Annotated in this window: 22 protein-coding genes and 1 pseudogene; 10 read left to right on the top strand and 13 right to left on the bottom strand. The window is 53.9% G+C overall.

Features of this window, described 5'->3' with window-relative positions; translation table 11 throughout:
- Positions 1 to 10: 10 nt before the first annotated feature.
- Positions 11 to 1480 carry a S41 family peptidase gene (locus ACTU44_RS15680; protein ID WP_114098464.1) on the top strand — a complete coding sequence of 490 codons (1470 nt, stop codon included), beginning with the start codon at positions 11 to 13 and terminating at the stop codon, positions 1478 to 1480.
- 76 nt (positions 1481 to 1556) lie between these two features.
- Here the strand turns inward: ACTU44_RS15680 and ACTU44_RS15675 are convergent.
- The 3 genes and pseudogenes from ACTU44_RS15675 to ACTU44_RS15665 form a co-directional block, all read right to left on the bottom strand.
- Positions 1557 to 2429 (bottom strand): annotated as a pseudogene (locus ACTU44_RS15675) (NAD(P)-dependent oxidoreductase); the annotation flags it as partial.
- A 118-nt stretch (positions 2430 to 2547) separates the two neighbouring features.
- Positions 2548 to 3585, bottom strand: coding sequence for a polyphosphate kinase 2 (gene ppk2 / locus ACTU44_RS15670; RefSeq protein ID WP_462095873.1), 1038 nt, complete (start codon positions 3583 to 3585; stop codon positions 2548 to 2550).
- Between the two features lie 240 nt (positions 3586 to 3825).
- Positions 3826 to 4089 carry a DUF1127 domain-containing protein gene (locus tag ACTU44_RS15665; protein WP_181850256.1) on the bottom strand — a complete coding sequence of 88 codons (264 nt, stop codon included), beginning with the start codon at positions 4087 to 4089 and terminating at the stop codon, positions 3826 to 3828.
- Between the two features lie 137 nt (positions 4090 to 4226).
- On the opposite strand from ACTU44_RS15665, the gene ACTU44_RS15660 reads away from it, so the two are divergent.
- A complete protein-coding gene (locus ACTU44_RS15660) occupies positions 4227 to 5168 on the top strand; it encodes a transcriptional regulator GcvA (RefSeq protein ID WP_114098345.1) in 942 nt (313 codons plus the stop codon).
- An 18-nt stretch (positions 5169 to 5186) separates the two neighbouring features.
- Here the strand turns inward: ACTU44_RS15660 and ACTU44_RS15655 are convergent, their stop codons facing one another.
- Positions 5187 to 5603: a DUF1489 family protein gene (locus ACTU44_RS15655; RefSeq protein WP_114098344.1), complete on the bottom strand. Its 417-nt coding sequence runs from the start codon at positions 5601 to 5603 to the stop codon at positions 5187 to 5189.
- 229 nt (positions 5604 to 5832) lie between these two features.
- Between ACTU44_RS15655 and ACTU44_RS15650 the strand changes: the two genes are divergently transcribed.
- The 4 genes from ACTU44_RS15650 to ACTU44_RS15635 all read left to right on the top strand — a co-directional run bounded on the left by ACTU44_RS15650 (position 5833) and on the right by ACTU44_RS15635 (position 10203).
- Positions 5833 to 6126, top strand: a complete 294-nt coding sequence (locus tag ACTU44_RS15650) for a DUF2849 domain-containing protein (RefSeq protein ID WP_336082634.1) — start codon at positions 5833 to 5835, stop codon at positions 6124 to 6126.
- Between the two features lie 11 nt (positions 6127 to 6137).
- Positions 6138 to 7793 carry a nitrite/sulfite reductase gene (locus ACTU44_RS15645; protein WP_462095872.1) on the top strand — a complete coding sequence of 552 codons (1656 nt, stop codon included), beginning with the start codon at positions 6138 to 6140 and terminating at the stop codon, positions 7791 to 7793.
- Positions 7780 to 8307, top strand: a complete 528-nt coding sequence (locus ACTU44_RS15640; protein WP_462095871.1) for a DUF934 domain-containing protein — start codon at positions 7780 to 7782, stop codon at positions 8305 to 8307. The genes ACTU44_RS15645 and ACTU44_RS15640 overlap by 14 nt, the downstream gene beginning before the upstream one ends.
- Positions 8308 to 8532: 225 nt before the next feature.
- Positions 8533 to 10203 (top strand): methyl-accepting chemotaxis protein, encoded by a 1671-nt coding sequence (locus tag ACTU44_RS15635; RefSeq protein WP_462095870.1) that lies wholly within the window; start codon positions 8533 to 8535, stop codon positions 10201 to 10203.
- Between the two features lie 31 nt (positions 10204 to 10234).
- Here ACTU44_RS15635 and ACTU44_RS15630 read toward each other — a convergent pair whose 3' ends face one another.
- The 7 genes from ACTU44_RS15630 to ACTU44_RS15600 form a co-directional block, all read right to left on the bottom strand.
- Positions 10235 to 10726, bottom strand: coding sequence for a GNAT family N-acetyltransferase (locus ACTU44_RS15630; RefSeq protein WP_114098340.1), 492 nt, complete (start codon positions 10724 to 10726; stop codon positions 10235 to 10237).
- A gap of 3 nt (positions 10727 to 10729) precedes the next feature.
- Positions 10730 to 11659 carry a hydroxymethylglutaryl-CoA lyase gene (locus ACTU44_RS15625; protein WP_114098339.1) on the bottom strand — a complete coding sequence of 310 codons (930 nt, stop codon included), beginning with the start codon at positions 11657 to 11659 and terminating at the stop codon, positions 10730 to 10732.
- Positions 11659 to 13662: an acetyl/propionyl/methylcrotonyl-CoA carboxylase subunit alpha gene (locus ACTU44_RS15620; protein ID WP_462095869.1), complete on the bottom strand. Its 2004-nt coding sequence runs from the start codon at positions 13660 to 13662 to the stop codon at positions 11659 to 11661. Before ACTU44_RS15620 ends, ACTU44_RS15625 begins: the two co-directional genes overlap by 1 nt.
- Positions 13662 to 14474, bottom strand: a complete 813-nt coding sequence (locus tag ACTU44_RS15615) for an enoyl-CoA hydratase/isomerase family protein (protein WP_336082648.1) — start codon at positions 14472 to 14474, stop codon at positions 13662 to 13664. The genes ACTU44_RS15620 and ACTU44_RS15615 overlap by 1 nt, the downstream gene beginning before the upstream one ends.
- 7 nt (positions 14475 to 14481) lie before the next feature.
- The gene (locus ACTU44_RS15610) at positions 14482 to 16092 is read right to left on the bottom strand and encodes a carboxyl transferase domain-containing protein (RefSeq protein ID WP_114098336.1); all 1611 of its coding nucleotides are present in this window, start codon (positions 16090 to 16092) and stop codon (positions 14482 to 14484) included.
- 285 nt (positions 16093 to 16377) lie between these two features.
- Positions 16378 to 16998: a 2-hydroxychromene-2-carboxylate isomerase gene (locus ACTU44_RS15605; protein ID WP_114098335.1), complete on the bottom strand. Its 621-nt coding sequence runs from the start codon at positions 16996 to 16998 to the stop codon at positions 16378 to 16380.
- A gap of 123 nt (positions 16999 to 17121) precedes the next feature.
- Positions 17122 to 17595: an Lrp/AsnC ligand binding domain-containing protein gene (locus tag ACTU44_RS15600; protein WP_068518581.1), complete on the bottom strand. Its 474-nt coding sequence runs from the start codon at positions 17593 to 17595 to the stop codon at positions 17122 to 17124.
- Positions 17596 to 17798: 203 nt separating this feature from the next.
- On the opposite strand from ACTU44_RS15600, the gene putA reads away from it, so the two are divergent.
- The 3 genes from putA (at position 17799) to ACTU44_RS15585 (ending at position 22923) form a co-directional block, all read left to right on the top strand.
- Entirely contained in the window at positions 17799 to 21602 is a 3804-nt protein-coding gene (putA, locus tag ACTU44_RS15595; protein WP_462095868.1) for a bifunctional proline dehydrogenase/L-glutamate gamma-semialdehyde dehydrogenase PutA, read from the top strand.
- 300 nt (positions 21603 to 21902) lie between these two features.
- Positions 21903 to 22532, top strand: a complete 630-nt coding sequence (locus ACTU44_RS15590; protein ID WP_114098333.1) for a BON domain-containing protein — start codon at positions 21903 to 21905, stop codon at positions 22530 to 22532.
- Positions 22533 to 22689: 157 nt separating this feature from the next.
- Positions 22690 to 22923: a (2Fe-2S)-binding protein gene (locus tag ACTU44_RS15585; RefSeq protein ID WP_114098332.1), complete on the top strand. Its 234-nt coding sequence runs from the start codon at positions 22690 to 22692 to the stop codon at positions 22921 to 22923.
- 93 nt (positions 22924 to 23016) lie between these two features.
- Here ACTU44_RS15585 and ACTU44_RS15580 read toward each other — a convergent pair whose 3' ends face one another.
- Positions 23017 to 24075, bottom strand: a complete 1059-nt coding sequence (locus ACTU44_RS15580) for a Glu/Leu/Phe/Val dehydrogenase dimerization domain-containing protein (protein WP_462095867.1) — start codon at positions 24073 to 24075, stop codon at positions 23017 to 23019.
- 585 nt (positions 24076 to 24660) lie between these two features.
- On the opposite strand from ACTU44_RS15580, the gene ACTU44_RS15575 reads away from it, so the two are divergent.
- A complete protein-coding gene (locus tag ACTU44_RS15575; protein WP_114098330.1) occupies positions 24661 to 24894 on the top strand; it encodes a hypothetical protein in 234 nt (77 codons plus the stop codon).
- A gap of 110 nt (positions 24895 to 25004) precedes the next feature.
- Here ACTU44_RS15575 and ACTU44_RS15570 read toward each other — a convergent pair whose 3' ends face one another.
- A complete protein-coding gene (locus tag ACTU44_RS15570) occupies positions 25005 to 25595 on the bottom strand; it encodes a 2-hydroxychromene-2-carboxylate isomerase (protein WP_462095866.1) in 591 nt (196 codons plus the stop codon).
- Positions 25596 to 25599 lie beyond the last annotated feature (4 nt).

Genomic DNA, 25599 nt, shown 5'->3' with positions numbered 1-25599 from the left:
ATTGCCAATTTTGTTTGCGGTATTGATTTCGTTTGCCGGAACGAGGTTGGTCGCCTGTGCCGGGCCTGCCTGGCCAAGTGATGAAGAACGCAAGTTTCTGGATGCCTACCGTGACAGCGTAACCGCCGGTGCGACAGACGAGCAATTTGCCCATGCAGACAAGCTTTATGTCGAAGCCCTTCAGGTTCTTTCCGAACAGTATGTCGAAAAAATCGATCGCGTTGCCTTTGTCGAAAACAGCATCGCAATGCTGGGTGATATTGAGACAGAGGATAAAACACCGGTCGGTATTGTCGGTGCAGTTCTTGATGACAGCTTGCACAACCTTGATCCCCACAGCGCCTATATGACGGACGATATGTTCCGTCGCCTGCAGGAAAGTACAGAAGGCAGCTTTGCCGGGGTCGGGATTGTCATTGCGCTTGATGATGAAAAACGCATCCGGATCGTATCACCAATTGATGATACGCCAGCCGCGCGGGCCGGTTTGCGTCCCGATGATCGTATTACCCATATTGATGGGTATCAGATGACGGGCGAACCGATTTCCGAGGCCGTGCGCCGGATGCGCGGGCGGGTCGGGGATCCGGTTACCCTGACGATCCAACGTGTCGAGGACAGCTTTGATGTCACCGTCAAACGCGCACGGATCGAAGTGCCATCTGTCAGTGCCGGTATTATTGATCAGGATATCGGATATATCCGCGTATCGCGTTTTGATGCAACCACACTGGATCAGACACAGGAATATCTTGCCGAGCTTGAAGACAAGGTCGCCAATCCGCGTGGGATCATCGTTGACTTGCGTCGCAATCCGGGCGGGTTGCTTGATAGCGCGGCCGATATTGCTGATCAGTTTCTGACCGACGGGCTGATCGTTGCGACCGAGGGCCGGGGAGAACGCAAATTGCGCAGCTACGAAGCAGATCGGGCCGATTACTTTGAAAAGGTGCCGATGGCAATTCTGCTTGATCGCGGCTCGGCATCCGGGGCGGAGCTTATGGCCGCGGCCCTGCGTGAAAACGGACGCGGGGTGATCATCGGCGAACGTTCGTTTGGCAAGGGGTCGATGCAGCGGATCATGCCACTGACATCGGGTGGTGGTCTTAAAATCACAACGGGATATTACACGACACCCGAAAATCATATTGTTCAGGGCAATGGGGTGATACCTGATATCGAAGTCAATCGTGCCGATGACGACGAATTCGAACGTGAAGTGGATCTTGCCAATGCCTTGCCATCACGTCGTCGTGATCCGCGCCAGTCACTGGCAAAGCTTGATGCCAAAAGCTGTGAACAGGACATCGTGATTGAGCGGCTTGGCAAAAACAATCGCGAGAATCTTCAGGAAGAAATGCCAAAAGGCGATGACTCCTATCGGGATTCTGTCCTTGAATGTGCGGTCGGCTATTTCAATGATGGTCCGCTGGCATCCTATCGCAATCAGGTGGAGCCGCTGCTGCGCGCCGGTCTGTAAGGCAAGCGGGAGCCTGAGGTATAAAAAAGCGCGGCCCGAATGGGTCGCGCTTTTGTTTTTGGCTATGTCGATATGATTACCCGCGGGCAAGCAGATCAATCAGGCTTGACGTATCCCAGCGATTGCCGCCACGTTCCTGCACCTGTGCATAGAACTGATCGACAAGGGCCGTTACCGGCAGGCGTGCGCCATTGCGTTTGGATTCTTCAAGGCAAATTCCAAGGTCTTTGCGCATCCAGTCAACGGCAAAGCCGAAGTCGAATTTGTTTTGAACCATGGTGCTGCCACGGTTTTCCATCTGCCAGCTGCCTGCGGCACCCTTGGAAATCACATCAAGAACCTTTTCCATATCAAGACCGGCTTTCACACCGAAATTAACACCTTCTGAAAGGCCCTGAACCAGACCGGCGATGCAAATTTGGTTGACCATTTTGGTCAGCTGGCCAGCGCCACTTTCGCCCATCAGTTTGCAGGAACGGGCAAAGGCATCTATAACCGGGGCAGCCCGGTCAAAAGCCGCCTGATCGCCGCCGCACATGACGGTCAGAACTCCGTTCTCTGCGCCAGCCTGACCACCGGAAACCGGTGCGTCGATAAAGGAAATGCCCATTTCCTTGGCCGCGGTATAAAGTTCGCGGGCAACGTCGGCTGACGCGGTGGTGTTGTCAATCAGAACCGCACCCTTGTCCATGCCGGCAAACATGCCGCCATCGCCCAGCATGACACTGCGCAGATCGTCATCATTGCCAACGCAGGAAAAGACGAATTCGGCCCCTTTGACCGCTTCGGCCGGGGTCGGGGCAGATGATCCGCCATATTCGGATACCCATTTTTCTGCCTTGGCTGCCGTACGGTTATAAACAGTTACGTCATGACCTGCTTTTTGCAGGTGCCCGGCCATCGGGTATCCCATGACACCCAGACCGATAAATGCACATTTTGCCATTGTTTGCCTCCCAAATACTGATGGTCACCAGTAAAGGTTGCGAGGCGGGCAATGTCAATGAAGGCAAATGTTACCGCGACAATGTTTTCACGATCTGGAAGACCAGAGGCCGTGATAGCTTCTAGTCCTCGTCAAGTTCCTCGGCGACGCTATGGATGATGCGCCGGTCGTAGACCAGAATTTCTGGCCGCTTTCCGGGATAGTCGAACTGGGACAGATAAAATCGCATGGCATTGATGCGCGCGCGTTTCTTGTCGTCGGATTTGACAATGATCCACGGGCTGTCGGTGGTTGATGTGTGGAAGAACATGTCGCGCTTGGCTTCGGTATAGGAGTCCCAAAGATTCTGGGATGCCAGATCAACCGGGCTGAGTTTCCATTGTTTCAACGGATCGTTCTTGCGCTGTTTGAACCGTTTGGCCTGTTCTTTTTTGCTGACCGAGAAATAGAATTTGGTCATGCGGATGTTCGACCGGATCAGCATTCTTTCAAGTTCAGGGACAGATTGCAGGAATTCGCTGACATCAAACATGCTGCAAAAACCCATCACCCGTTCAACCATGGCCCGGTTGTACCAGGAACGGTCAAACAGCGCCATTTCGCCACCACTTGGCAAATGTTCAATGTAACGCTGGAAATACCATTGGGTCAGTTCCCGGTCGTTGGGTTTGCCAAGAGCGACAATGCGCGCACCGCGCGGGTTCAGGTGTTCGGTGAACCGTTTGATGGTGCCACCTTTTCCGGCGGCGTCACGTCCTTCGAAAATGATCAGGGATTTAAGGTTTTCGGCCTTGATCCAGTTTTGCAATTTCAGAAGTTCGATATGAAGCGGGGCGATCAATTCAAGATATTGTTTTCCAGGCATCTTCTTGGCGCGTGCCATGGGATCAGCGCTGATATCAGGCGGGAGATCACCGTTGGGAGCAGTGATGACAAAGTCAGCCTTTGATGGTTTGTCGTCAAGGCGGTCCATTGTCATGTTCTCGGCATCAAGCAAAAATCGATCCTTGGTTTCCTTGTCAAGCCCGGTAAGAGCGGCCGTCTTGTTGGCGGCAGCACGGCTTTTGCCTGTATGACGGGTTGCTGCGCGCACCGGCTCGGATTCATTCCTGTTCGAGGATGGCGTCGACTTTTGGTGGGGTTTTTTGCTCTCACTCATGTCCGGAAATCCAAAGTTCTTGAAGACCACTTTGAAAAGTTTGCGGGATAAAGCAGTAACTTGCAATGAACTGGATCAATTTATCCGGGTAGGCCGTATATCGTCTGATCGCTAAAAAAAAGAAACCCGGTCGATCAGGGGATCAACCGGGTTTTGGCGGATTGTGCTGGTGGCACGAAGGGCGGACCTGTTCTGACTGTGAAATCCGTGGGGGCGGAAGCAAAGCAGGTCCGACTGGTGTTAAAGCAGCCGGAAAGACTGCCGGTATTCTTCCTCGGCATCGGCGCGCGTCAGTCCGATATCAAGAAGTTGTGCGTCAGACAGCGACATAAGGGTTCTGCGTTGACGGCGGATTTCGACAAACCGGGAGTACCGGTCTGAGAGGCTGTTGAGGGCTGCGGTCAGATGTGATGGACGCAGCATGGTTGCAACGATTGAAAGCGTATTTTGCGCGTTCTGGTGAGACTCCCGTGACGCAGGAGCAGGGCAAGCCGTGTAAGCCATGATCTTCTCCATGAGTTAATATTGCTAATGCAATGTTTGCTGTGAAAACCATATTGCTGATATGTTTGGTTGATGACAAACGACGATTTCTGATCAATCGGATTAGTTCAACTAATTCATGAATTCGGAGAAGCCAGATGCGACTTCCGCCATTGCAGTCCCTGCGTGCCTTTGATGCCGCTGCCCGCCATCTCAGCTTTACCAAAGCGGCCGAGGAGCTGTTTGTGACGCAGGGCGCGATCAGCCAGCAGGTGCGCCAGCTTGAAGATTATCTTGGTTTCAAACTGTTTCACCGTTTGCCGCGTCAGATCTATCTGACTGAGGAAGGAGCACAGTTGGCCCATGCCACAACAGCCGGCTTTTCTCGAATTTCTGATGAAATCGAACGTTTGATGCTGGTCGAGGAAACCGGTGTGGTCACCGTCAGTGTTCTTCAAAGTTTTGCCGTGAAATGGCTGGTGCCCAGACTGGGATATTTCCGCGAAGCCTATCCCGACATCGATGTGCGTATTCATGCCGATGACCGGATGGTTGATTTGCGCACCGAGGGCATTGATCTTGCCGTGCGGTTTGGGAATGGCAAATATCCGAACCTGCATTGTGAAATGCTGATGCGCGATGAATCGTTTCCGGTATGCAGCCCGGCCTATCTTGCAAGCAATCCTGGCCTGAAAACACCCAAGGACATTGCGGGCCATCAACTGCTTCATGACGCAACGGCGGTGCTTGACCATCCCCATGCCGCAGACTGGGAATTCTGGCTTGATGGAGTTGGCGTCAGCGGCGTGGATGTCAGTCGCGGCCTTCGATTTAATTCGGGAGACATGGTTATTCAGGCCGCACTGATGGGGCAGGGGATCGGCATGGCGCGGACAAGTCTTGCCGCTCTTGATCTTAAGGCCGGAAATCTTGTTCGGCCCTTTCCACAAACCGTGGCGTCAAACGGGGCCTATTATCTGGTTTATCCGGAAGAACATCTGCGGCGGCCGCGTGTGCAGGCCTTTGTCAACTGGCTTAAGCAGGAAGTCGCAGCAACCCTGCGCGAGATTGACGATGACGGGGCCATGGCCCCGGTCTGAACGCCGAAAGGGGCGCGATCAAATCAAACCAAGATCTCGCAATTCATCGGCCATGTCGTCGGGCAGGGTTTCGGTGCCGCCCCCCTGCTTGTCATCGGGCGGGCATTTGTCGGCGGTCAGATAGCGCCATCCCTGAAATGCGCGATGCGGATAGGGGCGGGTTTCAATCAGCTCGGGATCAAGCACGATGCGGCAATATTTCGTGCCTTCCTCATTGACGAACTCTTCCAGGTCGATGACGCGCTGACGGCATCGTATAGCCCCTTTGAAAACCCAATAGATCGATCCGCCATCAAGAATTTCGTCGCGGCGTTTCGGTGTCATCCGCGTGGTGTGATAAACCCGGCCATAAGCAGACTGGAACCATGTTTGCCATTCGCGCAAACCTTCCGGTGTTTCTGTTCCGACGCTGAGCTTGATGATGTGAAGGGGCATTTTTCAGGCTTCTTTTGAGGTCGTTTCATCGCGGGGCAATATTCTGTGTCCTGACCTAGAACCAGTACGATCAGGGGTCAAGGGTGGATTAATTAAACACATAAAATTGTGTAATTAAGTATATTTAACAAAAAAACTTGACCATTTGAGGTTAATCAGACAAATTCTTGTGCAGAAAAGGTCCCGCCATAGGACCAAACCCGAGAGATATACAGGCTGAGAGAACCGAATGTCCCTGCAAGTTGTCACGGCAAACCGTCTGGGTGACGGGTTGGTGGTGTTCCTGACCGCTGATGGTGGTTGGAGCGAGAACATCAATGATGCCCGCGTTGCCGACGGAAAAGATGCCGCCGAGGCGATCCTTGCCCAGGCAAGCGCCCCTGAGCTCGACGTTGTGATCGTCGGGCCGTATCTGATTGATGTCGAACAGCAGGACGGTGGACTGGTTCCGACAAAATACCGCGAAGTTCTGCGCACCAAAGGCCCAAGTGTCCGTGAAGACCTTGGCTATCAGGCGGTATAAGGAGAGACCCCATGTATCGTTACGACGATTTTGACCGCCAGCTTGTTCAGGAACGCACCGAGCAGTTCCGTGAACAGGTAAAACGCCGTTTGGCCGGTGACATCACCGAAGAACAGTTCCGCCCGCTGCGTCTGATGAACGGTGTGTATCTTCAGCTGCACGCCTATATGCTGCGCGTGGCCATTCCCTATGGCACCCTGCGCGCCGATCAGCTGCGTGAGCTTGGTTCGATTGCGCGTAAATATGACAAGGGCTATGGCCATTTCACCACGCGCCAGAACATCCAGTACAACTGGCCGAAGCTCGATGAAATCCCGGATGCGCTGCTTGATCTTGCCAATGTCGAGATGCATGCGATCCAGACGTCGGGCAACTGCATTCGTAACACCACGACAGACCAGTATGCCGGTGCGGCAGCTGACGAGATCGAAGATCCGCGTCCCTATTGCGAACTGATCCGTCAGTGGTCGACCTTCCATCCGGAATTCACCTATCTGCCGCGTAAGTTCAAAATCGCTGTCACCGGTTCGCCCAATGACCGTGCAGCGGTGAAGGTGCACGATATCGGCCTTCGCATGCATCAGAACGAGGCTGGCGAGACCGGCTTTGAAGTGATCGTTGGTGGTGGCCTGGGCCGTACGCCATTTGTTGGCAAGACCATCCGTGACTTCATCGGCAAGAACGACCTGTTCTCGTATCTCGAAGCCATCCTGCGCGTTTATAACCGTTTTGGCCGTCGCGATAACAAGTACAAGGCACGGATCAAGATCCTCGTTCACGAGGAAGGTATCGATAGAATCCGCGATCTGGTCGAAGAGGAATGGGCACAGATCAGGGACGGATCGCTTCGTGTCAGTGACGAGGAAATTGCACATTACATCGCGCAGTTCACTCCGCCTGCCTTCGAAACCCTGTCTGATGATGACGCCGATTTTGAAGTTCACAAGGCTGCAAACCGTCGCTTCTTTAACTGGGTGCGTTCGAATGTGATCGAACACAAACAGCCGGGCTATGCGATTGCCAACGTATCGCTGAAACCGATTGGCGGTATTCCGGGTGACGCGACTGACAGCCAGATGGAACTGGTTGCCGATCTTTCGGAAAAATACAGCTTTGGCGATGTCCGCGTGACCCATGAACAGAACCTTGTTCTGCCGCATGTGAAGAAAGCCGATCTGTTTGCGCTTTGGACTGCACTTGATGCAGCGGGTCTTGGTACGGCAAACCTCGGTTACGTGACCGATATCATTTCCTGCCCGGGGCTTGATTACTGCGCCTTGGCAACCGCGCGTTCTATCCCGCTGTCACAGCGTATTTCCGAGCGTTTCGGCGATCTGGATCGTCAGCACGATATCGGCGAACTCAAGATCAAGATTTCTGGCTGCATCAATGCCTGCGGGCATCATCATGTGGGTCATATCGGTATTCTTGGCCTCGATAAACGCGGCAAGGAATTCTATCAGATCACTCTTGGCGGCGATGCCAGCGAGAATGCCGAGATCGGCAAGATCGCCGGTGCCGGTTTCTCCGAAGCCGAAGTCGTTGATGCCATCGAAAGTCTGGTGACCAAATATATTGATATCCGCGAAAGCGGCGAACGTTTCATCGACACCTATCGTCGTGTCGGCATGGACCCGTTCAAGGAGGTGCTTTATGGCGATCGTTAAGAATGACAGCGTGATCGAACAGGAATGGGTCACGGTTGATGCCGAGGGCGATCTGCCATCCAGCGATGAAAACCTGATTGTACCGTTGGCACGCTTCATGGAAGAGCGTGCCCACCTTTTGGGGCGCAATGGTGGTTTGGGCGTGCAGCTTAATCCCGGTGATGCGCCCGAAGATCTGGCAGATGACCTTGATCGCCTGTCGATCATCACGGTGAACTTCCCCGCCTACACGGATGGACGCGGCTATTCATATGGTCGTGTGTTACGAGAACGGATGGGCTTTACGGGGGAGCTTCGCGCGATTGGTGACGTGCTTCGTGACCAAATTCTTTATATGCATCGCTGCGGCTTCGATTCCTATGACCTCAAGGTCGATGGGGAAACAGCCCTGACCAAGGTGCGTGCTGCCCTGAAGGAAATGTCTGTCTATTACCAGCCGACTGGCGATGGTCGCGTGACAGCACAGTCGCTGCGCGAACGTCGTCGTGTCGCATTGGATCAGAAAGCTTCCTGACCACTTGATCCCAGTAATCACGTCAAGGGCACCAAGGTTGGTGCCCTTTTTCATTGGCGGAGCTGCAATCTTTGGTTGTTGTGTTGTTTGATGGATGGCTCTTTGGTGTAATTCAGAGGTTGCGGTTGTGATATCGGTCACACATTTTGTGACGAGGCCTATGGTGCTGCTTATATTCAACTTATCGAAGTTTATTCTGATAACGTTGCTTGTCGGGGGCTTTTCATGATCGGGGCATTCAATATTCTTAAAATATCGACCAAGGTTTTCGGTGGCTTTGGCATGGTATTGCTTTTGCTTGCCGGTATCGCTTTGCTTGGTGTTTTGTCTATTGCCAGCGTCAGCGACGATTTCGTCCGTTATCGTCAGGTTGCCTTGCAATCAAATCAGGCAGGACGTGTACAAGCTAATCTTCTGGAGGCACGGGTTTCAGTCAAAGATTATCTGCTAACGGGCAGTGCGGCTTCCGCCAATAAGGTGAAGGAACGTCTTGCATCGACGCTGGCACTTAATGAAGAGCTCTTTGCTCATTTATCGGAGCCGGAGCGCAAGGCAGTCGTCGAGGACGCGGAAAAGAATCTCAAAATATATGCAGAGACCTTTGACAGGATCCTGTCCATGCCTGCTGACGATCCGAACCGTATTGATCTTGTAAACGGCACGCTGGATCGGGTTGGACCAATTATTGCTGCTGACCTTGAGAACCTGAAGCTTTCGGTGAAGGCCGAGCAGGATGAACTGGGGCCACATGCGACGAAGGCGGCCCTTCAGTCAGAACTGCTGACAACAATATTGTCAGTGATTGCTGTTGCTCTGGGGTGCTTTGCTGCCTGGTTGATCGGAGCTGGAATATCAAAGCCAATCCACCTGATCACGGCGACCATGAATGACCTGGCCGGTGGGGATAAGCAAGCTGACATTCCCTGTCAGGATCGTGGAGATGAAATTGGCGAGATGTCCAGGGCCGTGCTGGTTTTCAAGGAAAACATGATCAAGGCCGATGAACTTGCGGCTCAGGAAGTTGAAGCGGCGCGTAAGCGCGAAGAACGTGCGCGCAAAATCAGCGAACTGACATCCGGGTTCGATGCCGATATCTCAGAGGTTCTTAAAACACTGGCATCGGCTGCTACTGAAATGCAGGCAACGGCAACCGGTATGAGCAGCACGGCGGAACAAACCAGCCGACAGTCAGGTATCGTTGCCGCCGCTGCAGAACAGGCATCGACCAATGTGCAGACGGTTGCCAGTGCGACCGAACAACTTAGTGCCTCCATTGCCGAGATCAATCAACAGGTTAGCCAATCGACCGCGGTGGCGGGGCGTGCGGTTGATGACGCTGAAAAAACCAATGCACAGGTCCGTGGACTGGCAGAGGCTGCGCAGAAAATTGGCGATGTTGTCGGATTGATCAGTGACATTGCCGAACAGACAAACCTGCTGGCGCTGAATGCGACGATTGAAGCCGCCCGTGCGGGTGATGCTGGCAAGGGCTTTGCGGTTGTTGCCGCCGAGGTCAAAAACCTTGCCACGGCAACATCACGTGCGACCGAGGATATAACTGCGCAGATCACCGGCATTCAGAATGAAACAGAGGGTGCGGTAACAGCCATCGCAGCGATTTCGACCACCATCGCCGAAATTAGCGAAATTTCATCTGCCATCGCCAGTGCCGTTGAGGAACAGGGGGCTGCAACCCTTGAAATCACCCGCAATGTTCAGGAAGCATCGGTGGGTACATCAGATGTCACGACAAACATCGTCAGTGTGAACGAAGCCGCCGGATCCACCGGTGTAGCAGCCGAACAGGTCCTGGGGGCGGCGGGGGAACTGTCAAAGGAATCCGAAATCCTGCGCACCAAGGTCGAACAATTCCTGAATTCGGTTCGCGCGGCCTGATCAGGATTGCTGATCAATTTGAATTGGATTGTCAGGGGGCCAGTGTCATTAAAAGGCACGGCCCCTTGGCGGTTTCATATTCGCGTCCGGCAACAAAGCCGATGGCCTCATAACAGCGAATGGCGCGTTCGTTTTCCGGGTCCGGGTCAATGCCGATCATTGGCGCGCCGCGTTCAAACAGCATCCTTGTCAGCGTTTTTAAAAACATCTGACCATGCCCACATCCCATCATGTCGGGCACCCCGATAAAGGCATCAAGACAACGGGTGTTTTCGGGCAGGGGATCGAAATGGGCTTGTGGCCATTGATGGGCGTCGTAATGCTGCACAAAGGCAAATGGCCGATTGCGGTATGACACAATCAGGGTCGCCATTTCAGGCAGTTCGACATCTTCGGAAATCAGTTCAATCTGCTCGGCCGGGTCGCCCCACCAGCGGACAACTTCCGGGACGTGTAACCAGCGGCCAATCATTGGCAGATCATTTGGGGTGGCCCGTCGGAAGCTGTAATTTGACGGGCCCATCAATTATTCCCCGGCAGTGGATCGTTTCGCCGCAAAGGCCAGATTAACCTTCGAAGCACTTGATCTTCCTATCTGATCACAAATCCAGCTTCCTGTCTCGGCCAGCTTTTCAAGATCGATGCCGGTGTCGATGCCAAGGCCGTTCAACATATAGACGACGTCCTCGGTTGCGACATTGCCACTCGCCCCCTTGGCATAGGGGCAGCCGCCAAGACCGGCAACCGAACTGTCGATGGTGGCAACACCCATCTGAAGCACGGCCAGCAAATTGGCGAGTGCCTGGCCATAGGTGTCATGGAAGTGCGCAGCGAGTTTTTCGACCGGAACATGCTTGGCAACGGCGTCAATCATCGCCTGTGCCTTGGTCGGTGTGCCGGTTCCAATGGTATCGCCCAGACTGATTTCATAGCAACCCATGTCATAAAGGGCCTTTGAAACCTCGGCGACCTTTGCAGGCGCAATTTCGCCTTCATAGGGGCAACCCAAAACACAGGATACATAACCACGCACGGCAAGACCCGCTTCGCGTGCGGCATCGGTTACCGGACGAAAACGATCAAGGCTTTCGGCAATCGAACAGTTAATGTTCTTTTGCGAGAAGCTTTCTGATGCCGCACCAAATACCGCAACCTCGGTTGCGCCGCTGGCTATGGCGGCTTCAAGCCCCTTAAGGTTTGGGGTCAGAACCGGATAGGTCACACCGGCCTTGCGGGTGATCTGTGCCATGACATCGGGTGCATCGGCCATTTGCGGGACCCATTTCGGGCTGACAAAGGCGGTGGCCTCGATCACTGACAAACCGGCATTATTAAGCCGGTTGATCAGTTCAACCTTGGTGGCGGTCGCGACCATGGTCTTTTCGTTCTGAAGCCCGTCGCGTGGGCCGACTTCAACGATTTTGACCCGGCTGGGAAGATCGGAAATCGCGGCCATTATTCGGCCTCCTCGATCGCGATCAGTTCTGCACCATCGTCAACCTGATCACCCACGGCAAAGAACACTTCCCTGACCGTGCCCGAAACAGGAGCGGAAATGGTGTGTTCCATCTTCATGGCTTCCATAATGACAAGCTTGTCCCCGGCGGTCACGGTTTGGCCTGTCTCGGCCATCACGGCGATGATTTTACCGGGCATCGGGGCGGTTAGGCCGCCACCGGCACCTTCATTGCCACCGGCTGCTGCCAGCGGATCAAAGATGTCGAGACGATCAAGACGACCGGCCCGGAATATTGTCATACGATTGCCATCGCGCAGGACGGTTGCCCGTTTGCGGACATTATCGAGCTTGGCAACAATCGCGCCGTTTTCGTCATGTTCGGCAGATGCGATGACAGCGTTTCCGTCAGGCATGTCGATGACATAACCCTGGTCGCGGTAATGGACCTTGACCGCAATATCCGATCCTTCGTGGCGCAGGATCAGATCATGGTGGTTATCGTCATTCAGACGGAAACCGGCCGTGCTGTTCCAGGGGGAATAGGGATCGTTGCTTTGCGCAGCGTGACGGGCAGCCTCGGCATCGCGGGTCAGCAGGATATCAAGGGCGGCAAATGCCAGTGCCTCGTTATCCGGGGTTGCCGGGGCCGGGATCAGGGCATCCTGATAATGCGGGATAAAGCCGGTTTCGACTTCACCGCGCTCAAAGGCCGGATGGCGGGCAATATTGCCAAGGAAACCGGTATTGGTGGTGACGCCAACGATCTGTACATCATCAAGGGCGGATGCCATGCGACGCAGGGCCGATTTACGATCGACATCCCAGGTGATCAGCTTGGCGATCATCGGGTCATAATGGATTGATACCTCGCCGCCTTCATAGACGCCGGTATCAACACGAACATGTTCGGTTTCGCGTGGCATGCGCATATGAACAAGCTTGCCGGTGGCGGGCAGGAAATCATTCTGCGGATCTTCGGCATAAATGCGGACTTCAAAGGAATGCCCGTTGATCGACAGTTCTTCCTGTGCCTTGGGCAGTTTTTCACCGTCAGCCACACGCAACTGCCATTCCACCAGATCCTCGCCGGTGATTTTCTCGGTCACCGGATGTTCGACCTGAAGACGGGTATTCATTTCCATGAAATAGAAACTACCCGACGCATCCAGAAGGAACTCAACCGTGCCAGCGCCTTGATAGCCAATGGCCTTCGCTGCATCGACGGCGGCCTGACCCATTTGGGCACGCAATTCTTCGGTCATTCCGGGGGCAGGGGCTTCTTCGATCACCTTTTGATGGCGACGCTGAAGCGAACAGTCACGTTCAAACAGATAGACCGCGTTGCCATGACTGTCGGCAAAGACTTGAATTTCGACATGGCGCGGTTTGACGATCAGCTTTTCAATCAGGCAATGGTCATCACCAAAGCTGCTGGCAGCTTCACGTTTGCAGCTGATCAGGGCATCCTTGAAATCAGACGCTTTTTCAACGGCACGCATACCTTTGCCACCACCACCGGCCGATGCCTTGATCAGAACCGGATAGCCGATTTTATCGGCCTCTGCTGCCAAAAGGTCAGGGTCCTGATCTTCACCGTGATAACCGGGGACCAGCGGCACGCCGGCCTTGCCCATGATTTTCTTGGCTTCGGATTTTGACCCCATGGCGCGAATGGCACTGGCTGGCGGGCCAACAAAAACGCAGCCTGCCTTTTCAAGCGCATCGGCGAAACCGGCATTTTCCGAAAGAAAACCATAACCGGGATGAACCGCATCAGCCCCGGATTGCGCAATGACTTCAAGCAGACGGTCGGTGCGCAGATAGCTGTCCTTGGGGGCCGGAGCACCGATGTGATAGGCCTCGTCGGCATGTTTGACATGGAGCGCATTGGTATCCGCATCGGAATAAACAGCAACAGTCGCAATGCCCATGCGACGGGCTGTCTTGATCACGCGGCATGCAATTTCACCGCGGTTGGCGATCAATAGTTTACGGGGCATTATTTCTTGCTCCAGTTCGCGGGACGTTTTTCCAGAAAGGCACCAACGCCTTCGCGGCCTTCATCGCTTGCACGCTGATCGGCAATGCGGTGCGCGGTATCGTCAATGACGGCGTCCGAAATCGGTTTGTTGGCAACCGCATAGATCAGGTCTTTGGCGGCATGCATGGCAGCCGGACCATTGGCCAGCAGAATATTTGCCATGTCATCGCCGCGCGCAGCCAATTCATCGCCGGAAACGATTTCGTGAACCAGTCCGATCTGTTTGGCGGTTTCGGCGTTAAACCGTTCGGCGGTCAGGAAATAACGGCGTGCCTGATTAACCCCGATGGCTTCGACCACATAGGGCGAAATGACAGCCGGGATCAGGCCAAGCTTGACTTCAGACAGGCAGAAACTTGCACGATCCGATGCAATCACGATGTCACAGCACGCAGCCAGCCCAACCCCGCCGCCAAAGGCAGCCCCGTTGACCAGTGCGATGGTCGGTTTTGATGCGAAGTTCAAAACCTTCATCAGTTTTGCAAGGGCGCGTGAATCGGCAAGGTTTTCAGCATGGCTGTAACCGGCCATGCGTTTCATCCAGTTCAGATCGGCCCCGGCAGAGAAGCTTTTGCCTGCTCCGGTCAGGATGATCGCGCGTACCAGCGGATCGGCATCAAGGGTTTCGATCTTTGCTGTCAGGTCGGCAATCAGAACATCGTCAAAGGCGTTATGAATGTCAGGACGGTTGAGCGTGATGGTGGCAACGCCGTTTTCCGCAATTTCGCAGATGGCGGCATCAGAAATGTTATTGGTGTTTACATTTGTCATGACGGCCTCACATTCTGAACACGCCAAACCGGGTTTCTTCGACCGGTTTGTTCAGTGCTGCCGACAGGCCAAGGCCAAGAACCATGCGGGTATCAGCCGGATCAATCACGCCATCATCCCACAAGCGGGCAGAGGCGTAATAGGGATGGCCTTGTTCTTCATACTGATCGCGGATCGGGGCCTTGAATGCTTCCTGTTCTGCCTCGGGCCAGGTTTCCCCGCGTTTCTCGGCGGCATCGGCACGAATTTGGGTTAGAACATTTGCGGCCTGTTCGCCACCCATCACAGAGATTCGGGCATTTGGCCACATCCACAGGAAGCGCGGGCTATAGGCACGACCACACATACCATAGTTGCCAGCACCAAATGATCCACCGATCAGAACGGTGAATTTTGGCACATTGGCGGTGGCAACGGCGGTGACAAGCTTTGCGCCATCCTTGGCAATTCCGCCGCTTTCATATTTGCGGCCAATCATGAAGCCGGTGATATTTTGCAGAAACACCAGGGGAATGCCGCGCTGGGCGCAAAGTTCGATGAAATGCGCACCCTTAAGCGCGCTTTCGGAAAACAGGATGCCGTTATTGGCGATGATCCCGACCGGATAGCCAAAGATACGGGCAAAGCCGGTGACAAGGGTTGTCCCGTACTGCGCCTTGAATTCATCAAAGTCCGAGCCATCAACGATGCGGGCAATGATTTCGCGCACGTCATAGGGTTTCTTGGTGTCGGTTGGCACCACACCATAAATCTCGCGCGGGTCATAGGAGGGCGCACGGGGCTCGGTCAAAGTCAGGCCGGGGTTCTTGGTCCAGTTCAGGTTCTTGACGATATCGCGCGCAATCGAAAGCGCATGATTGTCATCCTGTGCGTAATGATCAGTGACACCGGACGTTTTGCAATGCACATCCGCACCACCAAGGTCTTCGGCTGAAACAACTTCACCAGTTGCAGCTTTTACCAACGGCGGACCACCCAGGAAGATGGTGCCCTGCTTGCGCACGATGATGCTTTCATCCGACATGGCCGGAACATAGGCACCGCCCGCGGTGCAAGACCCCATAACAACGGCGATCTGCGGGATGCCCTTCGACGACATGGTTGCCTGATTAAAGAAGATGCGCCCGAAATGATCGCGATCAGGAAATACGTCATCCTGACGCGGCAGGTTGGCACCGCCACTATCAACCAGATAGATGCAGGGCAGATTGTTCTCAAGCGCAATTTCCTGAGCGCGAAGATGCTTTTTAACCGTCATCGGGTAGTAGGAACCACCCTTGACCGTCGCATCATTGGCAACAATCACGCATTCGATGCCGGAAACCCGCCCAATGCCGGTGATAATGCCGGCTGCCGGGACGTCCTCATCCCCATACATGCCATATGCCGCAAGCTGGGAGAGTTCGAGAAACGGCGATCCGATATCAAGAAGCTGGCGAATACGTTCGCGTGGCAGCAGCTTTCCGCGGCTTGTGTGACGCTCGCGGGCGCGTTCGCCGCCGCCCAGCTTTACCGTCGCGATCTGTTCACGAAGATCAGCAACCAGTTTTTCCATGTGTTCGGCATTGTTGCGGAATTCTTCGGAACGGGAATTCACCGCAGATTTCAGTACCGTCATTGTCCGTCTGCACCGTTTGTTATGGGCAATCGGTCGCCCGAGTGAGTGGTGTTTATGGCTGTTGTTATGGGTGAAGTTTACGTAAACGTCAATATTAAATCGGTATTTCAGTACCGGATTTGTATATATGAGGCGTGATCACGATTTATGCGCAGTATTCTGCGGTTTTATGTGCTGGCTGGCGCTACCTGTTCCGTGCGAAAGCGTATCTGTTCACATCAATATTCAGCCGGGTTTTGTCAAATCCGGCATCTGGAAAGGTCAATATGCAAAGATCACGGCTGGTTAGCCAGGCAGGCTGTTTGCCGTGCTTCGGCGCAGTGAAATCCACTGTTCGAGTTGATCAAGGCGGTCATTCCCGAAAAACGGTTCATCCTCGTAAAAGAAGAAGGGGGATCCGAATGCGCCAAGGGCAATGGCCTCGTCGGTGACTTCACGGGTGCGGTCTTTCCAGCGTTGCGATTCAACGGCCAGACGCATTTCACCGGGATTGATCGAATGGCGTGTGGCCGCGGCAAAAACGTTTTCCGGGTTTGCCATATCAAGCCCGTCGGCAAAATAGCCGCGATAGATGTCCTTGGCAAAGCGCCGGGCAAGGGCCGGGGACCGCGACTCAAGCCAGTAGAATGCCCGTGTTGGAACAAGTGCCGAATAGGGGAAGTTGTCGGGGATGTTAAAGGGAGTACCTTGCAGGCGCGCACATCGTTCCATGTCGTGGCGGAAATATTTGCCACGAATCGGCTGGCTAAGCAGCGGGCTTTGTCCTGTCTGTTTGAAGGCAGCACCAATCATGAAGGGACGCCAGATGACCGTAACCCCGACACGCGATTCGAATTCTTCCATTCGCTCGGCAGCGAGATAACCGTAGGGTGAAGAAAAATCGAAATAGAAACTGACTTCTGACATTTTCCTGCGCCTGCCTTGTTTGGTTTCTTTTGGGCAATAGCCGACCCTAACAGGTTTTTATCCTGTTTGAATTTCACGGATTGTGCGCATTAAGCTATTGCAAAGCAACCAAAAAACAGTCGATCAGGGGATCGTGATGCCCGGACGGACTTTTACTTCTTCCATGACGACATATGTATGAGTCTGGCTCACCCCCTGCACTGATGACAGGCGTTCAAGAAACTCGCGATAGGCATACATGTCTTCAACTCGCAGTTTGGCGAGGTAATCGAAGCCGCCAGCAACCATATGACATTCTTCGATTTCCGGCAGCTTGCGAATGGCGGCGGCAAATACGTCAAAAACGTCCGGGGTGGTGCGATCCAGGGTGATTTCGACAAAGACGACCAGAGACTGGTTAAGCTTGCGCGGATCGAGGGTCGCCATATAGCCGGTAATAAAGCCGTGCTGTTCGAGGCGACGTACACGTTCAAGGCAGGGCGTCGGGCTGAGATTGACCCGGCGCGACAGCTCCACATTGGACATGCGTCCGTCGTTCTGGAGTTCCCGCAGGATCTGCTTGTCGATCTTGTCGAGGCTCTTTTGGTTCTTCTGCATAATAATAAACTAACCAGTGTTTGTGACTGCTTAAAGTCGAATTGTTTGGATGATATATCGTATTTTACCGAAAATTGGCAGCACATTTTTTGGGTGAAATAATAATGTCTGTCGTCATAGAGGTGCCATCAGGCTCTGAAAACAGCACTTTGTCCTGTGACGGAGCCCGTGAAAGTCAATACTGCAGGGAGAGGTCGAACTAGATGTTCCGCACTGAATTGCCCCAACCGAATGCCATCCGTAGCCAGATCCGTGATGCCTATCGTGCCGACGAAGAAGCCGCGGTCGAACGCCTTATCGAAAAGGCGCGTCTGAGCCCCGAACAGACTGCACGTGTGCAGGCCAAGGCCTATCAGCTGGTTGCCAATGTTCGTAAGGCCGATAACGGCAAAAGCGGCATTGATGCGCTGCTGCACGAATACGAGCTTTCAAGCAAGGAAGGCGTCATTCTGATGTGTCTGGCCGAGGCGCTGCTGCGCGTGCCCGATGCGGTGACGGCTGACAAGCTTATTCAGGACAAGCTGTTCGACGCAAACTGGCAGAGCCATCTGGGACATTCAGACAGCTTCTTTGTGAATGCCTCGACCTGGGGGCTGATGCTGACCGGTAAGGTCATCAAGTTTGGCAAGGCGGAAAAGGCCGATCCGGGCCGTTTGCTGAAACGCATGATTGCGCGGTCGGGCGAGCCGGTCATTCGCAAGGCATTCAACCATGCGATGCGCATCATGGGGCGCCAGTTCGTTATGGGCCGCACCATTGACGAGGCCGCCGTTCGTGCCAAGGCGAACGAGGAAAAGGGCTATCGCTATTCCTACGACATGCTGGGCGAAGCAGCCCGCACGATGGAAGACGCAGATCGGTATTACAAGGCCTATGAAGACGCGATCAACGATATTGGCCGTGTCGCCAATGGTCGTGGTCCGATCAACAGCCCGGGTATCTCGGTCAAGCTGTCGGCGATCCATCCGCGTTATGATTTCGCCAATTATGACCGCGTCATGAATGAACTGACGCCGCGTCTGAAACAGCTCGCACTGCTTGCCAAGAAATATGACATCGGTTTCACCGTCGATGCCGAGGAAGCCAACCGTCTTGACCTGTCACTTGATGTGATTGGTGCGGTCTTTGCCGACCCTGAACTTGATGGCTGGGAAGGTTATGGTCTGGCGGTTCAGGCCTATCAGAAACGTGCATATTATGTGCTGGAATGGCTGGCAGACCTGTCGACCAAGGTCGGTCGCAAAATGATGGTGCGCCTTGTGAAGGGGGCCTATTGGGATACCGAAGTCAAATTCAGTCAGGAAAACGGTTTTGAAGGCTATCCGTGCTTCACGCGCAAGGCATCAACCGACGTTTCCTATCTGGCATGCGCCAAACTGATGCTGTCACGTCGCGATGCATTCTATTGCCAGTTCGCAAGCCACAATGCGCATACGGTTGCCTCCATCCTTGAAATGGCGGGCAATGACCGTACCTTTGAATTCCAGCGTTTGCACGGTATGGGCGAGGCCCTTTATGAGCAGATCGTCGACAAGGCTGGCGAAAATGTTCCGTGTCGCGTTTATGCACCCGTCGGCACACATGAAGACCTTCTGGCTTATCTGGTGCGTCGTCTTCTCGAAAACGGTGCGAATACCAGCTTCGTGAACCGTATTCAGGACGAACAGCTGCCGATCGAGGAAATGATCGCCGATCCGATTGAAAAGATGGCGGCACTTCCGCGTAAGGGCCACCCAAAGATCCCGGCACCGGTCGATCTTTATGGTGCAGGGCGCGTCAATTCGCGCGGTATTGACCTGACCGATACCAATATGTTGCTGCCGCTCAATGCCAAGCTTGCCGAAATTCAGGGCAAGACCTGGAACGCGGCCCCGCTGATCGACGGCAAACTGGTTTCCGGAACCCCGGTTGATGTCGTGAATCCGGCAAAACTGGCTGAGAAGGTCGGTGATCTGGTGCAGGCCACCAGTGATGACGTGGAAGCAGCAGTTGTTGCTGCTGTCAAAGGCTATGGCGTCTGGAACAAAACACCGGCTACTGATCGTGCTGCAGCTCTGCGTCGTTTGGGCGATCTGCTTGAAGCGAATATGGACGAGTTCATCGCGCTGTGTCAGCGCGAAGCAGGCAAACTTTATTCCGATGGTGTTGCCGAAGTCCGCGAGGCCGTTGATTTCTGCCGTTACTATGCAAACCGTGCCGAGGAAACCTTCCGCGAGGGAACAGCACTTGAAGGCCGTGGTGTGATTGTCTGTATCAGCCCGTGGAACTTCCCGCTTGCGATCTTCCTTGGTCAGGTGACTGCCGCGCTGGCAGCAGGCAATGCTGTCATTGCCAAACCGGCAGAGCAGACTTCTTTGGTTGCGGCCCGTGCCGCAGAACTGATCCTTGAAGCCGGTGTACCCGGTGCTGCGTTCAATCTGGTCCCCGGACCGGGTCGGGTGATTGGTAATCAGCTGATCAATGATCCGCGGATTGCCGGTGTGGCCTTTACCGGTTCGACCGAGACCGCACAGGTCATCAATCAGGCACTTGCGAAGCGTCCGGGTGTGCCCTTGCCGTTGATTGCGGAGACCGGTGGGCAGAATGCCATGATCGTTGACTCGACCGCGCTTCCCGAGCAGGTCGTTCAGGATGCGATCATTTCCGGCTTCCAGTCCGCTGGTCAGCGTTGCTCGGCCCTGCGTGTCCTGTTTGTTCAGGAAGATATCGCAGACAAGCTGTGCCACATGCTGGTCGGTGCGATGAAGGAACTGCGCGTTGGTGATCCGAAATTCCTTGATATCGATGTCGGGCCGGTCATTGACGAAAAATCGCGCAAGACGCTTGAAGCACATGCAGAGCGGATGAAGAAAGAAGCCAAGCTGCTTCATGCCTGTGACGTTCTGCCGGAATGCAAGGACGGCACGTTCTTTGCCCCGCATTGCTTTGAGATTCCGTCGATTGACGTTCTTGAACGCGAAGTGTTTGGTCCGGTCGTGCATGTGGTTCGCTACAAGGCCCGTGATCTCGACAAGATTCTTGATCAGATCAATGCATCTGGCTACGGCCTGACGATGGGGATTCATTCGCGTATCGACGGCACGGTTCGCCAGATTTCGCAGAAGCTGCGTGTCGGCAACTGCTATGTGAACCGTAACATGATCGGAGCCGTTGTCGGTGTTCAGCCGTTCGGTGGTCAGGGCAAGTCGGGTACCGGTCCGAAAGCCGGTGGGCCGCACTATGTCGAACGCTTTGCCAAGCCGATTGCTGTTGCAAATGGTGCGGCTCATGATGCCGTCCTTGATGATCGTGCGCCGATCATCGTCAAGGATGTGATCCCGACCGCCGAATATGCCGCGATGCTGTCCGCGCAGGAAGAGTGGCAGGCGGTTGATGGCAATGAACGCGTCCGCATTCTTGAAACGCTTGCGGCAAAGCTCAATGAGTCTGGCAAGGATGAGCTGGTGGCGGGTGCAAACCATGTGGCCAGCTTTGCAGCCCTGTCGGAAAACGGATTTGTTGCCCCCAAACGGATGCCCGGGCCGACTGGTGAAACCAACGATCTTTATTGTCTGGGACGGGGGGTCTATCTGGTGCAGGTCGACAAGGATGCCGAGCCGACCCGTGTGATCCGCCATCTTGGTGCGGCATTGGCAGCGGGGAACTCTGTGATCCTTGCCGGTGATCTGAAATGGTTTGCTGACATTCCCGCGCTGGCGAACGAAGCCGGACTTCCGGCCAGGCTGGTGAAGGTTGTTGGTGCCAATACCGGTCTGGGCGCGATGTATGATGGCGATATTGCCGGTGTGTCCTGTATCGCGCCGCTTGATCGCGTCACATCGTTCAAACAGCTGCTTGCCAAGCGTGATGGCGCGATCCTGTCGCTGATTTCCGATAGCGGGGCTGAGGATGACGGTGCGCTTCCTGATGAAGCGTTCCTGCATCGCTTTGCCACCGAGAAAACCATCACCATCAACACCACGGCCGCAGGGGGTAACGCATCCCTGATGTCGATGGAGGAGAATTGAGTTCGAAGGAGCACGGCGTGTCCGGAAAGCCGGACGATGAGCCCCCGAGATAGCAATATCCAGACCTTGGACCGGAAAGAAAGTTCCGGTCCATTTTTCTTTCATTCACTTTCTTTTATGTAAGATGCGCCGCTGCGCATTTGCGTCGGGCTTTTTTTTGTCAAAATTCACTGTAATAGATAAAGACAGGAACCGATCAGGATTTTACGCGTTTGATCAGAAACACTGATGAAGCAGCGATAATTGCCGGTCGCCAAATATTTTGAACCATGCCAGACGGGCATGAAAAGGAGAACATTGATGATCAAGGTTAACCGAGGCTTGCGCAGTGTGTTCAAGACGCTTTCCATCTGTGCAGTTTTGGCAGCACCTCTTGCCGCATGCGGGCCGCTTCAAATGCCGCTTGAAGACCGCACAGGCAATGATCAGTGGCTTGATACACAGATCAAGTCAGGCATCCTTGGCGAGTTTTCCAAAGTGGATCATACCTATTTGCTCGATGTGAATGTCGACATCTGGAAACAGAATGTCATGGTCACCGGTCTGGTTGATTCCAAAGGTAAATATTATGACGTCATGTCGCTGGTCAGACAGGATAACCGGATCAAGACCGTTTATGATCACCTTGTGATTGCCGATCAGGAAACCATTGACGCCTATCACCGGGCCGAAGACGAATATGGCAAGAATGCCGTACCGGCGGATTCGGCGACCCAATCTGTTTCCGATGTCTGGATCGAAAGTCAGATCAAGGCATTGTTATTGGCCGAAAAAGGCGTGAGTTCGGTCAACTATCGTTGGCAGTCTGTTCAGAACATTGTCTACATCATGGGCGAAGCACAGACCGATGAGGAGCTCAATAAAGTGCTATCCATCGTGCGTCGTATCAAAGGTGTGGCAAAGGTTGTAAGTCACATAAGTCTTGCCTGATCTTCTTGTAAGTAAACAGCTTTCCCAAAATCCCCTGCAGAAATCCAAACCTGCAGGGGATTTTTTTTGATCTGGTGTTTGCAAAAGTGTTTGAAAACTATTCGCATTTATCCTACATCTGTGTGCACGTAATTAATAACTGATTGCAATCGCACCTATGTATGTCTGCATTTGTAATGCGTTAAGGGAAAAAGACGTTCGTCGTGCCGCCGAGGAAGGTGGTGCCACGCGTCCGGCGGAAGTATTTCGTTTCCATGGCTGTGCACCTCAATGCGGCAAATGTGCCTGTCACATGCGCGCAGAATTGCTTCAGTCGAAAACCTGTGGCAATTGTGATTGTGAAGATGCAGCGGCTGTGACCGCAAATGTTGCGCCGATCGCGGCAGAATAGCCGTCTCTCTGATCTGACGGCATACAATCGGTTAAATGAAAAAGGCGAAGCCATGTGGGCCTCGCCTTTTTGTTTTTGTGGATTTTGTGGCCGTCAGGCTGCCTTGCGAACCAAGCCGAACCGTTCCTCGGCAAGGCGGTCGGCGACAAAGCCGGTCGACAGGTTTTGCTGTTTGGCGCGATCAAAGATTTCGCGCACGGTGCCAGCGATGCCTTCGATATGCTTGTTTGTCTCGGCAACCGGTTTGCCTTCGCGGCAATAATGAACCTCGACCACGCCACCGGCATTGATCACGTAATCCGGCGCATAGAGGACGCCCGCTTCGCGAAGCATGTCGCCATGCCGGTCATGTTCAAGCTGGTTATTGGCCGCACCGGCAATAATGCCAGCACGGAGCTTTTCGATACTTCTGTCGTTGATCACCCCGCCAAGTGCACAAGGGGCGAGAATGTCGGCTTCTACAGACAGGATTTCATCCACAGACACCGCAGTTGCGCCAAACTCGTTCACAGCGGTCATCACGCTGTTCTTGTTGAGATCAGCGACAATAAGCTTGGCACCTGCCGCAAACAGCATCCGGCACAGATGATAGCCAACATGTCCCAGTCCCTGAACGGCAACGCGAAGATCCTTAAGGTCGTCTGTGCCGTATTTGAAACGAGCAGCTTCCTTCAGGCCTATAAATACCCCATAGGCGGTGAAGGGGGACGGGTCACCTGTCCGGGCCGGGTCCGAGCCATCATTGATCCCGCCAACATGTTTGGTCTGGCTTGCAATCTGTTCCATGTCTTCGGGGCTGGTGCCGACATCTTCGGCGACGATGTAGCGGCCGCCAACCTGTTCGACAGCGCGGCCCATGGCGCGGAACAGTTCAGGAGTCTTCTGACTGCGCGGATCACCGATGATCACGGATTTCCCGCCGCCAAGCGGAAGATTGGCAAGAGCTGACTTGTAGGTCATGCCGCGCGACAGACGAAGCACATCATGAATGGCTTCCTGTTCGCTTGCATAGGGCCACATGCGGCACCCGCCAAGCGACGGACCAAGATTGGTATTGTGGACGGCGATGATGGTTTTCAGACCAGTGGCTTCGTCACTGGCAAACACGACCTGTTCATGGCCATCAAATGCGGTATCGGAAAAGACGTTCATCCTCTTGCAGCCTCCTGGCAGCATCATTGTTCTGATGCAGGCTGATGCCTGCTTATCCTTTTATGTTTGATGCATTGCTCGTCCGATCAATTTCAAATTCATCACATGCTTAAAAAAGAACGTTTCGGTTGGGGTGGGGCGATAGCGTGGAATTTTATGATCACTGCAGAAAAGCTTTGTAATATTATTGCGCGACCTGTGCGCTGCAACATAACCGCAAATGATCAAAATGGTGCAAAACCTTGGGCAGGATGATTCTTAATGCGTCTGTCGAGGGTCGATAAAAGCAGCAACTTGGTATTGTGTGGCATTTAAAACAGAAGATTTATTTCACAGAATAGCGATCCGGGCGTGATTTGTGCTGACCGGCGCCTGACCGGCGTTTGCCGGTGATGCAGCTATGACAAATTCGCACTTGAAACCGGAGCAATTAATCTAGAAATACAAATTAACCGGACAATTTACGGCTCGTTAAGGCGCGAAACGTAAGCTGGAGGTTGGGTGTCTTGTGGTTGAGATTCCCGGTTCAGGACACGACGGCGTCTGGGCGGCGCCGCCGGACAAAAAGTAAGGAGATCGGCGGAAATGTCTGCATTCACAGACCATCGCCAGACCGTTTTCGAAGTTGAACTGCACAACCAAGCCGTTCGCGAATGTGTCAAAGAAAATCGTTCCCACGAGATTTTTGACGATCGCTGGGCAGATGTGCAGACCCATGAAGTCGCCGCAAGTGACGAGCATAAGGCCCTTGCCATGATCGAAAACACTTATCCGTCATCTGACGGGTTTGTTGTCGATCACGTCAAACGCCTTGGCTAGGGGAACAGGAATTCTGGTTTATTGATCTGATCAAAGACCAAAACGAACGGGGCGGGAAATTTTCCCGCCCCGTTCGTTTTAAGCAATCTGTTCAGTACTGTCGGGGGAGATCAGCCGAGTGCCCGGTCAACGAAATCGAGCCGGTCCTGGCCCCAGAACATCTCATTGCCGATAAAATAGGTCGGGACGCCGAAAATGTTGTGATCACGTGCGGACTGGGAATTGCCATCGTAAATATTTGCGATCTCGGGCAGGTCGGCATTTTCAAGGTATTCTGCGGACAGTCCGTTTGCGATCAGAGCTTCGCGTATGACGGCCGCATCTGCGATGTCGCGTTCTCGCAACCAGATATCACCCATCAGGGTTTCGGTCAGTTGCGATACATCCTTGCCATCTTGCTGAACCGCAATGATGGTCCGCGCTGCGCGTGTTTCATCAACCTGGAAATATTTGGGATGCAGGTTAATCGGAATGTTCAGGAATTCAGACCAGCGTTTGAGTTCGACCAGTCGATAGTCCTGACGGGGTTTGGGACGTTTGGCCAGCGGGACACCGCCACCATGTTCCCATACATCCGCTGCCCGGCAGGGTTTATGAATCATAGCGACACCATGTTTGCGGGCAATTTCGACAACACGCCGAAATCCGAAGAATGACCAGGGTGACTGGACAAAGAAATAATGAATGATGGGCTCGGACAAGATG

The sequence above is a fragment of the Thalassospira sp. SM2505 genome, from assembly GCF_054901115.1.
The sequence above is the reverse complement of the archived record's forward strand: the minus strand, read 5'-3'. Positions and strand labels throughout refer to the sequence as shown.

What these genes read in the sequence shown, in the direction of transcription:
- ACTU44_RS15645 (WP_462095872.1), top strand. Translation starts at nt 6,138, where the DNA reads ATGTATCGTTACGACGATTTTGACCGCCAGCTTGTTCAGGAACGCACC.
- ACTU44_RS15640 (WP_462095871.1), top strand. Translation starts at nt 7,780, where the DNA reads ATGGCGATCGTTAAGAATGACAGCGTGATCGAACAGGAATGGGTCACG.
- ACTU44_RS15635 (WP_462095870.1), top strand. Translation starts at nt 8,533, where the DNA reads ATGATCGGGGCATTCAATATTCTTAAAATATCGACCAAGGTTTTCGGT.
- ACTU44_RS15630 (WP_114098340.1), bottom strand. Translation starts at nt 10,726, where the DNA reads ATGGGCCCGTCAAATTACAGCTTCCGACGGGCCACCCCAAATGATCTG.
- ACTU44_RS15610 (WP_114098336.1), bottom strand. Translation starts at nt 16,092, where the DNA reads ATGACGGTACTGAAATCTGCGGTGAATTCCCGTTCCGAAGAATTCCGC.
- ACTU44_RS15590 (WP_114098333.1), top strand. Translation starts at nt 21,903, where the DNA reads ATGATCAAGGTTAACCGAGGCTTGCGCAGTGTGTTCAAGACGCTTTCC.
- ACTU44_RS15575 (WP_114098330.1), top strand. Translation starts at nt 24,661, where the DNA reads ATGTCTGCATTCACAGACCATCGCCAGACCGTTTTCGAAGTTGAACTG.
- ACTU44_RS15580 (WP_462095867.1), bottom strand. Translation starts at nt 24,075, where the DNA reads ATGAACGTCTTTTCCGATACCGCATTTGATGGCCATGAACAGGTCGTG.
- putA (WP_462095868.1), top strand. Translation starts at nt 17,799, where the DNA reads ATGTTCCGCACTGAATTGCCCCAACCGAATGCCATCCGTAGCCAGATC.
- ACTU44_RS15585 (WP_114098332.1), top strand. Translation starts at nt 22,690, where the DNA reads ATGTATGTCTGCATTTGTAATGCGTTAAGGGAAAAAGACGTTCGTCGT.
- ACTU44_RS15655 (WP_114098344.1), bottom strand. Translation starts at nt 5,603, where the DNA reads ATGCCCCTTCACATCATCAAGCTCAGCGTCGGAACAGAAACACCGGAA.
- ACTU44_RS15660 (WP_114098345.1), top strand. Translation starts at nt 4,227, where the DNA reads ATGCGACTTCCGCCATTGCAGTCCCTGCGTGCCTTTGATGCCGCTGCC.
- ACTU44_RS15615 (WP_336082648.1), bottom strand. Translation starts at nt 14,474, where the DNA reads ATGACAAATGTAAACACCAATAACATTTCTGATGCCGCCATCTGCGAA.
- ACTU44_RS15625 (WP_114098339.1), bottom strand. Translation starts at nt 11,659, where the DNA reads ATGGCCGCGATTTCCGATCTTCCCAGCCGGGTCAAAATCGTTGAAGTC.
- ACTU44_RS15605 (WP_114098335.1), bottom strand. Translation starts at nt 16,998, where the DNA reads ATGTCAGAAGTCAGTTTCTATTTCGATTTTTCTTCACCCTACGGTTAT.
- ACTU44_RS15665 (WP_181850256.1), bottom strand. Translation starts at nt 4,089, where the DNA reads ATGGCTTACACGGCTTGCCCTGCTCCTGCGTCACGGGAGTCTCACCAG.
- ACTU44_RS15650 (WP_336082634.1), top strand. Translation starts at nt 5,833, where the DNA reads ATGTCCCTGCAAGTTGTCACGGCAAACCGTCTGGGTGACGGGTTGGTG.
- ACTU44_RS15600 (WP_068518581.1), bottom strand. Translation starts at nt 17,595, where the DNA reads ATGCAGAAGAACCAAAAGAGCCTCGACAAGATCGACAAGCAGATCCTG.
- ppk2 (WP_462095873.1), bottom strand. Translation starts at nt 3,585, where the DNA reads ATGAGTGAGAGCAAAAAACCCCACCAAAAGTCGACGCCATCCTCGAAC.
- ACTU44_RS15620 (WP_462095869.1), bottom strand. Translation starts at nt 13,662, where the DNA reads ATGCCCCGTAAACTATTGATCGCCAACCGCGGTGAAATTGCATGCCGC.